9 protein-coding genes are annotated in these 14,558 nt (G+C 62.5%); 4 read left to right on the plus strand and 5 right to left on the minus strand.

All coding sequences use genetic code 11. The features are described from left to right. Positions 1–58 precede the first annotated feature (58 nt). From ACUN0E_RS34095 to ACUN0E_RS34110, 4 genes are all read left to right on the plus strand, one after another. The gene (locus ACUN0E_RS34095) at positions 59–895 is read left to right on the plus strand and encodes an IclR family transcriptional regulator (RefSeq protein WP_445569376.1); all 837 of its coding nucleotides are present in this window, start codon (positions 59–61) and stop codon (positions 893–895) included. 380 nt (positions 896–1,275) lie between these two features. Then, complete coding sequence (locus tag ACUN0E_RS34100; RefSeq protein WP_445569377.1) at positions 1,276–2,694, plus strand: MdtA/MuxA family multidrug efflux RND transporter periplasmic adaptor subunit; 1,419 nt, start codon at positions 1,276–1,278, stop codon at positions 2,692–2,694. An 18-nt stretch (positions 2,695–2,712) separates the two neighbouring features. Further along, complete coding sequence (locus tag ACUN0E_RS34105; protein ID WP_445569378.1) at positions 2,713–5,847, plus strand: MdtB/MuxB family multidrug efflux RND transporter permease subunit; 3,135 nt, start codon at positions 2,713–2,715, stop codon at positions 5,845–5,847. Positions 5,848–5,850: 3 nt separating this feature from the next. After that, the gene (locus ACUN0E_RS34110; RefSeq protein WP_445569379.1) at positions 5,851–9,165 is read left to right on the plus strand and encodes an efflux RND transporter permease subunit; all 3,315 of its coding nucleotides are present in this window, start codon (positions 5,851–5,853) and stop codon (positions 9,163–9,165) included. Between the two features lie 186 nt (positions 9,166–9,351). Here ACUN0E_RS34110 and tnpC read toward each other — a convergent pair whose 3' ends face one another. The 5 genes from tnpC to ACUN0E_RS34135 all read right to left on the minus strand — a co-directional run bounded on the left by tnpC (position 9,352) and on the right by ACUN0E_RS34135 (position 14,327). Then, a complete protein-coding gene (gene tnpC, locus ACUN0E_RS34115) occupies positions 9,352–10,770 on the minus strand; it encodes an IS66 family transposase (protein ID WP_408341283.1) in 1,419 nt (472 codons plus the stop codon). A 310-nt stretch (positions 10,771–11,080) separates the two neighbouring features. After that, positions 11,081–11,413, minus strand: a complete 333-nt coding sequence (locus tag ACUN0E_RS34120; protein ID WP_445569380.1) for a hypothetical protein — start codon at positions 11,411–11,413, stop codon at positions 11,081–11,083. A 267-nt stretch (positions 11,414–11,680) separates the two neighbouring features. After that, positions 11,681–12,145, minus strand: a complete 465-nt coding sequence (locus ACUN0E_RS34125; protein WP_445569381.1) for a hypothetical protein — start codon at positions 12,143–12,145, stop codon at positions 11,681–11,683. Between the two features lie 101 nt (positions 12,146–12,246). After that, positions 12,247–12,810 (minus strand): peroxiredoxin, encoded by a 564-nt coding sequence (locus ACUN0E_RS34130; protein WP_408241924.1) that lies wholly within the window; start codon positions 12,808–12,810, stop codon positions 12,247–12,249. 179 nt (positions 12,811–12,989) lie between these two features. Beyond that, a complete protein-coding gene (locus ACUN0E_RS34135; protein WP_445569382.1) occupies positions 12,990–14,327 on the minus strand; it encodes an EAL and HDOD domain-containing protein in 1,338 nt (445 codons plus the stop codon). Between the last annotated feature and the right edge of the window lie 231 nt (positions 14,328–14,558).

Here is a 14,558-nt window from a genome sequence, read left to right on the forward strand (position 1 = left end):
GAACGCTTGCTAGCAGCTAGGTGAACAGAAAACTGAAATATAGTTCCAGAAAAACGATATGAACCAACCTACGCCTTCCCAAACTGCCGCGGGCCCAGCCAAAGATAAAGACGGCCCGGGCGACGAAGTCACCGCGCTAGCACGCGGCTTGACCGTGCTGCGCTCAATCGCCGCAGCCGACGCACCGCTCAGCAATCGCGAGCTGGCCGAATTGAATGGCATTCCGAAGCCTACCGTTTCGCGGATTACCGCCACGCTCGTCAGCGCGGGATTCCTGTTTCGTTTGCCCGACAGCGAGCGATTCGTACTGACCTCGTCGGTGCTGGAGTTGAGCAACGGCTTTCTGCGTAATTTCGACATTCGGGCCCGGGCGCGCCCCTTCCTCATCGAACTCGCCGAACGCACCGCGCTGTCGGTGCATCTGGCCGTACGCGACCGTCTCGACATGGTGGTGATCGACGCGATCCGGCCACGCTCGGCGGTGCTGGTGTCGCGTCTCGAAATCGGTTCGCGTATGAACCTCAGTCGCACCGCGGTCGGCCGTGCCTATTTGTCGGCACTCGCCGAACCGGAGCGCGAAAAATTGCTGATCGGCTTGCAGGCCGCCGAGGGCGACGACTGGGGGCACGTCAGCGGCCGCCTGACAACCGCCTTGCGAGAGACCGCGGAGCAAGGCTTTGCGATCGCCACGGGCGAATGGTACGACGGCCTGAATGCCATCGCGTCAGGGTTCATCGGCCCCTCGGGCGAGCGCTATGCGGTCAATTGCGGCGGCTCCGCGGATCAGTGCCCGCGCGACTGGCTGATATCGCGCGCGGCGCCGGCCCTGCTCGAATGCGTCAGTAAGATCATGCTCGAGATCGGCGGCACACCTGGGCGCCGCCTGGATAACTGACATGCGCAGTCGCTCGCTGGTCGGCGGCCACGGCGTGCTCAACCTGTCATTTTTCATTCATCCTGTAACCTTCGTAATCAAAAGAAAAAAACACGGGTGGACTGTTACAGAGCCCGCGACGTAGGATCATGGATTCCCGTGGCGGGACGCCGGCCCGGCTTGCCGTTATCACCGTTCGATAACGGCCCGGCCGACCCGCCATGACGGCGCATTGCGTTAACATCTTTGACCCGCGCCTCGGGTAGCATCGCGCTGAACATTCGCGGCGCGTCCGCTGTCGAAACCGCCTGTCATGCCGCCTGCGTGCCGGTCCGCCGAACTGTCGAAGCGGCACAATCGCACGAGCGGCTCACATCAAAGCCAGCCACCTGACCGAACCGATGGACGAACAACAAAAGCATTCGGAAACCTCACGCCCTACCACGCCGGCCTCCCAACCCGGTTCGCAACCGCCCGCCACCGGGGGCCCTGCTGGCGGCCCCGGGAACACTCCGGCCGCGGCCAGAGGCCATCGCGGCCGTAACATCGCACTGACCGTGGCGGCGCTGGTCATCCTCGGGATCGTGTTGTGGCGCTGGCATCCGTGGGGCGGCCCCGGCGGCGGCGCGAGCGCGGCTGCCGGTGCGAGCGGCGCAAGTGGCGGCCACGCGGGCCGTGCGGGCCGCGGTGGCGCCGGCGCCCTCGCCAACATGCCGCAGCCTGTTCACGTGGCGACCGCCACCCAGGGTGAGATGCCGGTGGTGCTGACCGCGCTCGGCACGGTCACGCCGCTCGCCAACGTCACCGTGCTGCCGCAGTTGAGCGGCACGCTGCAAAACGTGTTCTTCCAGGAAGGCCAGATGGTCAAGAAGGGCGACGTGCTTGCCCAGATCGACCCGCGCCCCTATCAGATCTCGCTGGAAAACGCGCAAGGCACCCTCGCGCGCGACCAGGCGCTCCTGCAGACCGCCCGCCTCGATCTGAAGCGTTACCAGACACTGCTCGCGCAAGACTCGATCGCCAGCCAGCAGGTCGATACGCAAGCCTCGCTGGTCAAACAGTACGAAGGCACGGTGAAGTCCGATCAGGCGAACATCGATACCTACAAGCTCGACCTCGTCTACGCGCGCATCACCGCGCCGGTGTCGGGCCGCGTCGGTTTGCGCCAGGTCGATCCGGGCAATTACGTGACGCCGAGCCTGACCAACGGCCTCGTCGTGATCACGCAGTTGCAGCCGATCAGCGTGATCTTCACGACCTCCGAAGACAATCTGCAGCAGATCATCCAGCAGACCCAAACGGGCGCGAAGCTCTCGGTCACCGCGTATGACCGCAGCAACACCACCTCGCTCGAAGGCGGCTCGCTCGAAACACTGGATAACCAGATCGACACCACCACCGGCACGGTCAAACTGCGCGCCGTCTTCCAGAACAGCAAGAACCTGTTGTTCCCGAATCAGTTCGTGAACACACGCCTGCTGGTGGACACGATCAAGGACGCGGTAATCGTGCCGACACCGGCCGTGCTGAACGGCTCGATGGGTCAGTTCGTGTACGTCGTGAAGCCGGACAACACGGTGACCGTGCGCGCGGTCAAGGTCGGTCCGGTGGACGGCGAGCGCACCAGCATCAAATCCGGCCTGCAAGTCGGCGAGCGCATCGTGATCGACGGTTCGGACCGGCTGAAGGAAGGCGCGAAGATCACGATTCCGGCCGACAGGCCACGCGGCGCCTCTGGCGCGCGCGGCGCAAGCGGCGCGGCGGGCGCATCGGGTGCACACGCACATCACGGCAAACACGCGGCGCAAGCTTCGCAATAAAGGCACGGCAACTACCGCATGAATCCATCCCGCGCCTTTATTCTGCGCCCCGTCGGCACCGCGCTGCTGATGGCGGCGATCATGCTGGTCGGTCTCGTCGCGCTGCGCTTTCTGCCGCTCTCCGCGCTGCCCGAGGTCGACTATCCGACGATCCAGGTGCAGACCTTCTATCCGGGCGCGAGCCCGGACGTGATGACCTCGTCGGTCACCGCGCCGCTCGAACGCCAGTTTGGGCAGATGCCGTCGTTGAATCAGATGTCGTCGCAAAGCTCGGCCGGCTCGTCGATCATCACGCTGCAGTTCAGCCTCGACCTGCCGCTCGATATCGCCGAACAGGAAGTCCAGGCCGCGATCAACGCGGCGGGCAACCTGCTGCCGTCCGACCTGCCCGCGCCGCCGATCTACGCGAAGGTCAATCCCGCCGACGCGCCGATCATCACGCTCGCGATCACGTCGAAAACGATGCCGCTCACCCAGGTGCAGGACCTGGCCGATACGCGTCTCGCGCAGAAGATCTCGCAGGTGGCGGGTGTGGGTCTGGTGAGTCTGTCAGGCGGCCAACGTCCGGCCGTGCGGATTCAGGCGAACCCGCACGCGCTCGCTGCGTACGGTCTGAATCTGGACGATCTGCGCACCACGATTTCGAACCTGAACGTCAACACGCCGAAGGGCAACTTCGACGGTCCGACGCGCAATTACACGATCAATGCGAACGATCAACTGACCGACGCCGACGCGTACAAGAGCGCGGTGGTCGCCTACAAGAACGGGCGCGCGGTGATGCTGACGGACGTCGCCACCATTGTGCAGGGCGCGGAAAACACCAAACTCGGCGCATGGGTCAACAACACGCCGGCCATCATCCTGAACGTGCAGCGCCAGCCGGGCGCGAACGTGATCCAGGTGGTCGACAGTATCAAGGCGCTACTGCCGCAACTGCAACAGTCGCTGCCCGCCGCGCTCGACGTGGAGATCGTCACCGACCGCACCACCACGATCCGCGCTTCCGTGCGCGACGTGCAGTTCGAGTTGCTGATGTCGGTCGTGCTGGTGGTGCTGGTGATGTATCTGTTCCTCGCCAACGTCTACGCAACCATCATTCCGAGCCTGTCGGTGCCGCTATCGCTGATCGGCACGCTTGCGGTGATGTATCTGTGCGGTTTCTCGCTGGATAACTTATCGCTGATGGCGTTGACCATCGCGACCGGCTTCGTGGTCGACGATGCCATCGTGATGATCGAGAATATCGCGCGTTATGTCGAAGACGGCGAGTCGCCACTGGAAGCCGCGCTGAAGGGCTCGAAACAGATCGGCTTCACGATCATTTCGTTGACGGTTTCGCTGATCGCCGTTTTGATTCCGCTGCTCTTCATGGGCGACGTGGTCGGACGCCTGTTCCATGAATTCGCGATCACGCTGGCCGTCACGATCGTGATCTCGGCGGTCGTCTCGCTCACGCTCGTGCCGATGATGTGCGCGAAGCTCCTGCGCCACACGCCGCCGCACGAAAGCCACCGTTTCGAAGCAAAGGCCCACAAGTCGATCGACTGGGTGATCGCCCGTTACGCCGTCGCGCTCACGTGGGTCCTGAACCGGCAACGCTCCACCCTGTTCGTCGCGCTGCTCACGCTCGTGCTGACCGGCGTGCTGTATGTATACATTCCGAAGGGCTTCTTCCCTGTGCAGGACACCGGTGTGATCCAGGCGATCACACAGGCCCCGCAGTCGGTATCGTATGCATCGATGGCCGAGCGTCAGCAGGAGCTCGCCGAGCAGATCCTGAAGAACCCGGACGTGGAAAGCCTCACCTCGTTCATCGGCGTGGACGGCAGCAACATCACGTTGAACAGCGGCCGCATGCTGATCAACCTGAAGCCGCGCGACGACCGCAGCAACACCGCCAGCGACGTGATCCGCCAGTTGCAGCAGGACGTCGCGCATATTCCGGGCGCGTCGCTATACATGCAGCCGGTGCAGGACCTGACGATCGATTCCACCGTCAGCCCGACGCAGTACCAGTTCATGCTGACCGACCCGAACATCAGTGAATTCACCACGTGGGTACCGAAACTGGTCGACCGGCTGAAGCAGTCGCCGGAACTGGCGGACGTGGCCACCGACCTGCAGGACAACGGTCAGTCGGTCTATATCGAGATCGACCGGGCTACGGCGTCGCGTTACGGCATCACGCCCGCTACCGTCGACAGCGCGCTCTACGACGCCTTCGGCCAGCGCATCATCTCGACCATCTTCACCCAGTCGAACCAGTACCGTGTGATCCTGGAAGCGCAGCCGCAGATGCAGCATTACACCGAGTCGCTGAACTCGATCTATCTGCCCTCTTCCACTTCGTCGGGCGGCCAGGTGCCGTTGTCGTCGATTGCGAAGTTCATCGAGAAGCCTGCGCCGCTGCTGGTCACGCATTTGAGCCAGTTCCCGGCCACGACCGTTTCGTTCAATCTCGCGCCCGGCTCGTCGCTTGGCGCGGCGGTGAAGGCGATCGCTCAGGCGGAGAAGGATGTCGGGCTGCCGGCGTCGTTCCAGACGCGCTTCCAGGGTGCGGCGCTGGCGTTCCAGGCGTCGTTGTCGAACGAGCTGTTCCTGATCCTGGCGGCAATCGTCACGATGTACATCGTGCTCGGCGTGCTGTACGAAAGCTTTATTCACCCGATCACGATTCTGTCGACGCTGCCGTCGGCGGGCGTCGGCGCCTTGCTCGCGCTGTTGATCACCGGGCACGATCTGGACATCATCGGCATCATCGGTATCGTGCTGCTGATCGGTATCGTGAAGAAGAACGCCATCATGATGATCGACTTCGCGCTCTACGCGGAGCGCGAGGAAGGCAAGCCACCGCGCGAGGCGATCTATCAGGCGTGTCTGCTGCGCTTCCGCCCGATCCTGATGACCACGCTCGCCGCCCTGCTCGGCGCCCTGCCGCTGATGCTCGGCACCGGCGCGGGCTCGGAGTTGCGCCGCCCGCTCGGTATTGCGATTGCGGGCGGTCTGATCGTGAGTCAGTTGCTGACGCTGTTTACGACACCCGTGATTTATCTCGGCTTCGACTCGCTAGCACGCCGTGCGCGTGAGCGCTTCAATCGCGGCGATTCTTCCAAAGGTGCGACGCCGCCCGCCACCGATGCAGGGAACTAAGCGATGAACATGTCGCGTCCGTTTATTTCCCGCCCGGTCGCCACCACGCTGCTGGCGATCGGCATCGCGCTGTCCGGGATTTTTGCGTTCACCAAGCTGCCGGTCGCGCCGCTGCCGCAAGTCGACTTCCCGACCATTTCGGTGCAGGCCACGTTGCCGGGTGCGAGTCCGGACACCGTGGCAACGAGCGTAGCTAGTCCACTCGAACGGCATCTCGGCTCGATCGCCGACGTGACCGAAATGACCTCGCAGAGTTCGGTCGGCTCGACGCGCATTACGATGCAGTTCGGCCTGAACCGCGATATCGACGGTGCCGCGCGCGACGTGCAAGCCGCGATCAACGCCGCGCGCGCCGATCTGCCGGCGAGCCTGCGCAGCAACCCGACGTATCACAAGGTGAATCCGGCCGACGCCCCGATCCTGATTCTGGCGCTCACCTCGAAGACGCTGACCGCCGGCCAGTTGTACGACTCGGCGGCCACCGTGTTGCAGCAGTCGTTGTCGCAGGTGGACGGTGTCGGCGAAGTGGATGTGAGCGGTTCGGCCAATCCGGCGGTGCGTGTCGAACTGGAACCGCATGCACTGTCCCACTATGGTATCGGCCTCGAAGACGTGCGCGCCGCGCTCGCCGCGGCCAACGCGAATAGCCCGAAAGGCTCGATCGAGTTCGGCCCGAACCGCGTGCAGATCTATACGAACGACCAGGCGAGCAAGGCGTCGCAGTATAAGGATCTGGTCATCGCGTACCGTAATGGCGCGGCGGTGAAGCTGTCCGACGTGTCGGAAGTGGTCGATTCGGTCGAAGATCTGCGCAACCTCGGCCTCTTCAACGGCAAGCGTTCGGTGCTGGTGATTCTGTACCGCCAGCCCGGCGCGAACATTATCGACACCATCGACCGCGTCATGGCAATGCTGCCGCAGTTGCACGCATCGCTGCCCGCCGACGTCGACATCGCGCCGGCCGCCGACCGCTCCACAACGATCCGCGCGTCGCTGAAAGACACCGAGCGCACCTTGATCATTGCGGTCGCGCTGGTCACGATGGTGGTGTTCCTGTTCCTGCGCAACTGGCGCGCGACGCTGATTCCGAGCATCGCCGTGCCGATCTCGATCATCGGCACGTTCGGCGCGATGTATATGCTCGGCTTCTCGATCGACAACCTGTCATTGATGGCGTTGACGATCGCGACCGGTTTCGTGGTCGACGACGCGATCGTGGTGCTGGAGAACATCTCACGGCATATCGAGAATGGCGTGCCGCGCATGAAGGCCGCGTTCCTCGGCGCGCGCGAAGTCGGCTTCACGGTGCTGTCCATCAGTATTTCGCTGGTCGCCGTGTTCCTGCCGATTCTGCTGATGGGCGGCATTGTCGGGCGGCTGTTCCGCGAGTTCGCGCTGACGCTGTCGCTGGCGATCGGCGTGTCGTTGCTCGTCTCGCTAACGCTCACGCCGATGATGTGTTCGCGCCTCCTGCGCGAGCCGCACGAAAAGAAGGAAGAAGGACGTTTTGGCCTCTGGCTCGAACGCGGCTTCACGGCGATGCATCGCGGTTATGAGCGCACCCTCGGCTGGGCGCTGCTCCACCCGCGCCTGATCGTGACGATTCTGGTCGCGACCATCGGACTGAATATCTGGCTGTACATCATCGTGCCGAAGGGCTTCTTTCCGCAGCAGGATACGGGGAGGCTGATCGGCGGCATTCAGGCCGACCAGAGCACGTCGTTCCAGGCGATGAAGGGCAAGTTCTCGGAGATGATGGAGATCGTCGGCAAGAACCCCGCAGTGGACAGCGTGGCCGGCTTCACCGGCGGCCGGCAGACCAACTCCGGCTTCATGTTCGTTTCGCTGAAGCCGAAGAGCGAGCGCAAGCTATCCGCAGACCAGGTGATCCAGCAACTGCGCGCCCCGCTCGGCGACGTGGCCGGCGCACGCACTTTCCTGCAGGCGGTACAGGACATTCGCGTCGGCGGGCGGCAATCGAACGCGCAGTATCAGTTCACGCTGCTGGCCGATTCGACGCCCGATCTGTATCTGTGGGGACCGAAGCTCACTGAAGCGCTGCAGGCACGCCCCGAGCTCGCCGACGTGAATTCCGACCAGCAGCAAGGCGGCCTCGAGGCGATGGTGACGATCGACCGCGCAACCGCGTCGCGCCTTGGCATCAAGCCGGCGCAGATCGACAACACCTTGTACGACGCGTTCGGCCAGCGCCAGGTCTCGACGATCTACAACCCGTTGAACCAGTACCACGTCGTGATGGAAGTGGCGCCGAAGTACTGGCAGAGCCCGGACATGCTGAACCAGATTTACATCAGCACCTCGGGCGGCAGCGCGAGCGGCGCACAGACCACCAACGCGCCGGCCGGCACGGTTACCGTGCAGACAACCACTGCAGCGAGCACGAGCGCGACGACCGGTGGCACGGCGGGTACGACTGCGTCGAGCGTGGCGAGCATCGCGGCCGACTCCGCGCGCAATCAGGCGATCAATTCGATTGCGGCGAGCGGCAAGTCGAGTGCTTCGTCGGGCGCGGCGGTGTCGACCTCGAAGGAAACGATGGTGCCGTTGTCGGCGATCGCGAGCTTCGGGCCGGGTAATACGCCGTTGTCGGTGAATCATCAGAGCCAGTTCGTGGCCTCGACGATTTCGTTCAATCTGCCACCGGGTGTGTCTTTATCGACGGCAACGCAGGCCATTTACGACACGATGGCGCAGATCGGCATGCCGGGCACGATACACGGCAGTTTCCAGGGGACGGCCCAGGCGTTCCAGCAGTCGATGTCCGACCAGCCGATTCTGATTCTGGCCGCGTTGGCGGCGGTGTATATCGTGCTGGGGATGCTGTACGAGAGTTACATCCATCCGCTGACGATTCTGTCGACCTTGCCTTCGGCGGGTGTGGGTGCATTGCTGGCTTTGCTGCTATTCAAGATTGAATTCAGCATCATTGCGCTGATCGGGGTGATTCTGCTGATCGGCATCGTGAAGAAGAACGCGATCATGATGGTGGACTTTGCGATTGAAGCTTCCCGGCAGGGATTGTCGTCGCGGGATGCGATTTATCAGGCTTGCATGCTGCGATTCCGGCCGATCATGATGACGACCTGTGCTGCCCTTCTTGGGGCATTGCCGCTTGCCTTTGGGCAAGGGGAAGGTGCGGAGCTGCGGGCGCCGCTTGGGATCTCTATTGTGGGTGGGTTGATTGTTAGTCAGATGCTGACGCTCTATACCACGCCAGTGGTTTATCTTTATATGGATCGGATTCGGGTTCGGTGGGAATCGCGGAAGACTCGGAGAAGGGGTATGGCGGCGTCCTGATTTTTTTGCCTGCGCGGCGCTTTGTTTGTCTGATTGTCTGCGGCGGTGGGCTTTCTCTGATTTGGTTGCCTGCGCGGCGCTTATTGTCTGTTGGCCTATGGCGTTGGCCTTTCCTTGTTTTCTTGGTGGTCTATTAGCGTTCGCCCCTGTGCGGGGCAGGCACTTACTTTCTTTGCCGCCGCGTAACTATTCAGCGGCAGTCAGAGGCGAAACGACGAATCCGGCAAAGCTCAACGCCAGCGCATTGATCAGCGAACGGTTCTGTTTGCGCAGAGTGGCCAGGTAGGAGCGGATCGTACAGAACGCCTGCATGCCCGATTCCGAGCGGAAACAGCCGGAGATTTTCTGTTTGAGCTTGGGCATGCGGATATCGCGTTCGGCCTGGTTATTGTCGAACGGCACCCGGTGATCGGCAATGAAGCGCCACACCTCGGTCGCCTGCAGATGCAGCCGCCGGACCAGATTGCAGGTAAAGCTTTGTCTGATCCTGCCGCGCAACTCCACGCGTTCAGGCGCGCGAGCCTGTGTCGGATTAAGCTTGCGCGCCTGGGCGATCAGGGCCCGAGCGCGTCGCCTGTAATAGCGTTGCCGCGATGGATCCAGCGCCGTGTTGCCGCAGGCCGCGCTGCGGTCGACCTCGCGTTTGGCCTGGCAAAGCAGATTGATCATCTGCTGGGCCCAGGGTTGTTGCGTCGACTCCGCGACGAACACCAGTTCGCGCAGATGATGAGCGTTGCACAGCGCATGTTCGCACTCATAGGCAGCGTATGGCCTCCAGCCGTCGTGTACCGCGACGCCCTTAAAACCGGGAAGGATGCCGAAGCTGTCGAGCGCCTCGCGACCGCGCTTGCGATGGGCGCCATACCAACTCAACGTACGGGTCGAGGCAAGATGCAGCCAGTAGGGCATACGACTGACGCGCATGCAGCTCTCATCGAAATGCACCACGGGCTGCTCGCGTAACGCCTCGTTGATCTGCCTGACTGCCGGCGCCAGCAGGCGGGCAGCCTCATCGATGCTCTGCTGCACCGTGCCCGTACTCACGCGCAGACCGAACAGATCTCCCAGTGCCTGAACCGTACGCGCCACCGGCAACTGCTGGTACTGCGTCAGATAGACGGCCGCCGCCCGGATCTGGGGACCGTACTGCACCGCCTGGCTCACGCCCTCGGGAAACATCCCCGAATGGCGCTTGCCGCAGGCGCACTGCGCGACCTGGACGCGATGCTCGGTCACCTCGAAACGCGTGGGCGGCAGATCGATCACCTGACGGCCTTCGGGTAAGACGGTGATGCGGGCGGATTCGATCTGCTGGCCGCATGCATCGCACACCGGCGCCACCGGATGAATCTTGATGTGATCAGGCTGAGCCACGCGTTTGAGCGTCTTGCCCTTGTGCCCGGGTTGCGCGCCGGGCCTGGCGCCGCTCGTGCCACGCAATGACTTCGGTTTGCGCCGCGGCCCATCGCCTGACGGCGGCTTGCTGGAGTTATGGCTGTCCTTCTCAAGCTTTGCCTCAAGCTCGTTCAGACGCCTCACCAGATCAACGATGAGTGCGTCCTTCTGCTCCGGTGTCAGGTCCTTGATGTCAGGCATCTTCGTCATGTCCTTCACTATGCACAGCCTGGTAGCAGTTTACAAGCGCTGAATAGTTACGCCGCCGCAAAGAAAGATAAGCAAAGAAAGCGGCTCACACCGCTAATTCTTAAGCGGGTCCCCCCGCACAGCCGCGGTAGTGGTGCATCTGGAATCCGTGCCCTCGCACACTCCGCTCTCGTGACAAGGCAGTCATGCTTCCCGCCTCGCACTGCGTGCTCGCCGGAAGGGTCCGTCAGGAAACATGGGCTTCGTTTAGGCATGACGGGAGCCATCGGCTTCGCCTCGGCGAGGCCCTGAAAATGCCAGATGGTTTTCGTTAGGGAGCGTCGGCCGGCACATCAAACGGCCAGCGGCGCCAACGCCTCCCCGTCCCCCTCGCCGGACGCTGGTCTTCGTCCAGGAAGCAGCAGTGGGCTGCGATGACAATTTGTAGTTTGCAGAGTCCACAGAACGTCGACAACAGCATGCACATTGATGAGCCATCGCTGGGCGTCAGCGGCAGCGCGTGGTTGCTGAAGTACCGCTGAGTGTTCACAAAAGCGCGTGGTTTGATGAAATGCCGCTGAGCGTCAGCAGCAGCGCTGCGGTTGCTGAAGTACTGCGTCGGCGCACGCAGCGCCGCCGGATGTATGACTGCCTTGTCACTCACGCGGAGTGTGCGAGGGCACGGATTCCAGATGCACCACTACCGCGGCTGTGCGGGGGACCCGCTTATAAGCTGGCGGGGTGAGCCGCTTTCTTTGCTTATCTTTCTTTGCGGCGGCAAAGAAAGTAAGTGCCTGCCCCGCACAGGGGCGAACGCTAATAGACCGCCAAGAAAACAAGGAAAGGCCAACGCCATAGGCCAACAGACAACAAGCGCCGCGCAGGCAACCAAAATCAAGAAAATCCCAACACCGCAGGCACAAAAACACCCCTAAAGCCTCTGCTCAACAGCAAGCAAAAATATCCGCGCCCACTGCTTAGCCTGCCGCTCACCCACCATGGGCAAAACCCAAACCTGACGCTTAGCGTCCTTAACCTTCAAAGCGACCTGCCATTGAGCATCACGGCCTTGCACCTCCGCCCCAAGCAGGTCGGCAAAAATATAAGCCCCCTGCTCGCCGCCAAGGCGAATCTCACATAACCGCTTGCCCGCAGCAAGCCGAACCGCCCCCCAGCTTCCCTTGAGTTCATGAGTCCAATCGCCATCGCGAATATTGGCAGCAACTTCCTTCCGACGCCGCCACCAATAAACAACTGCGGCAACCAAAAGCAAAGCAACAAGAACAGCAACCCCAACCGCAACAGCCGGGCCTAAAGCCGCTTGCAAGGCATAAAAAGCCCGCACCGCGCCATACACCAGCGCGATCAACGCAATGAACGCAACAAGAATCGGCATCGCAAACTCGCTAGACAAAAAATCAGGCTAGCACGGCGCGGCCCTAATCCGCAGGGCAAAAAACCATTGCGAAAAACGCGCCGCCGCGCGAGTGCCAGGCCCTACGGCTGCTTATGCGTCGCCGCCCACTCCTTCACCGCCTTGAGCGTGTTCTCGACATGCTTCTCCGGCGAGAGGCTCGTGTACTCGTAAATGATCTTGCCGTCCGGCGCAATCACGTACGACACACGATTCGCCATCGAGCTATGCATCGGCATACCGGCGTCATATGCACCGATCACCTTCGAGTCGGCATCGGCCGCCACCGGGAATTTGCTGCGGCATTCGCTCACCGAAAACTTCGTCAATGTGTCGATGTTGTCGTGCGACACGCCGATTACCGTCGCACCATATTTCTTGTACTCGTCGACAGCTTCGGCAAACTCGTGGGCTTCAATCGTGCAGCCCTTCGTGAAGGCCGCCGGATAGAAATACAGCACCACCGGTCCGTTCTTCAACTCGTCGGCCAATGAATAGGTGTAGGTCTTGCCGCCCAGAGAAGCCTGCGCGGTGAACGGCGGCGCGGCATCGCCCGGTTTGAGCGTGGCCGAGGCCGTCAGCGAATGCATCGCGAATCCCACCGACAGGACAGCGGCCAGCGCCGCCGATATGAGTTTTCTCTTCATTTCCAATCCCTCGAACGTTAGTGCACGCGGTTGGCGTAATGCGCCGAAGGTTGCGGCACTCGGCCCAACCCCGGCAATCTCCACTCGCTATTGGACCACGTACAGACAAGATACGTCAGAAACTGCGGAAAGGATGCAGACGCGAGCCGGCCAGGTATCAGGTCACCGCCAGGCCACTGCTAGGCCGCCGCTTCTTCGACATGCGCGCCGAACCACGCCGCCGCGGACAGGTTCAGCTCGGCCAGCACCTCAGGCGTGAGCGCCGCGAAGCCAGGCGGCGCATCGGGTCCGGCTGCGATCGCGGTGGTATCGGCGCCCTCGCCGGCCGCTTCGGCAATCCGCAACAAGGTGCCTAGCGCGCCGCTACGCGCCACGATCGCATCACGAATCTGCGGCGCAAGGCTGAGCTTCTCGAGGACGGACGCCGGTGTGCTGCCGAGCACCACATGGACCAAAGAAAAAATCCCGGTCATGAAAGCGGCATCGGCAAATTCGTCATCGGACGGGCGCAGCCAGCCGGCGGTCAATTCCATGAAGCGCGAGCGCGTGCCGGCCAGTTGCACCAGCGGATCGGCGCGCCACGGCAGTTCGCCGCTATCCGCGTACAGCAGCAGTTGCGCCCAGCGCGCAATCTGCCGCGTGCCGGTCGCGATGATGGCCTCACGCAGCGAAGCGATATTGCGCCCCAGCCCGAACGCACTCGAATTGACGAGGCGCAGCAGTTGCACCACCACGCTCGGGTTCAGTTTGAGCTCCGCTTCGAGTTCGACAATCCCGGCATCCCGCGACAACAGCGCCAGCAGGCGCAGCAGGCCGGGCCGCGGCGAGCGGTTGCGCGGCGTGGCCAGCACCTGCGGCCGTGCGAAAAAATACCCCTGAAACAGATCGAAGCCGAGGTCGCGAGCGATCGCAAAGTCTTCGCGCGTCTCGATCTTCTCGGCGAGCAGTGTCTTGCCGTGGCTGCGTATCGTCGACGCCAGTTGGCCAAGCGCGGCCCGCTGGGTCTGCAGGAAATCGATCTTGACGATGTCGGCATACGGCAGCGCGGCAAGCAGGTCGTCGGACAGTTCGCTGATATCGTCGAGCGCCACCTGAAAGCCGGCGCGGCGCAACTCGGTCAAGCGGTGGCCCAGATGCGCGTCGAACTTGACGGTTTCGAGGATCTCGAGCACAAAACGCTCCGGCGGCATCAGATGGACGATGTCGCTAAAGAGCAGCGCGCGGTCGATATTGACAAAGCCGCGGTGCTGACCCAGTACGGCCCCCACACCGATCCCGCCGATCGCGCGAGCCACGACCTGCGCCGTTGCCTGGGCGTCGTCGCTGACCTCGGCATAATTATGCGCGCTGGCTCGAAACAACAATTCGTAAGCATTGAGCGCCCCGTTGCGATCGAGAATCGGCTGGCGGCCCAGATAGACGAACTGTGCTCCGGACGTCGGGTCGGCGTCTTCGGAACATGGCTCAGGCACCTCGACGTGCCGGGGACTGGCCCTGACAAAGTGACGTTCAGACATGGATCATCGGTGCAAGTGTTCGGAAGGCTACGCAGCGACATCAGGGCCGGCACTGCACAACGGGTTTGTCGTATTAACGGACGGCAAGCCGCTGCACTTTAACTGAATCGCTCGCGTGGCGACGCCGGGCCATGCCGCCGCGTCCTTACCCTATGTTTTTTACAGCAGACGCTAAAGATTTCCCGCTGCCGGTCGTTATCTTGTTCTGATGGGGCGGCCTGATACCGCTTA

This window comes from Paraburkholderia sp. D1E, from assembly GCF_052682275.1.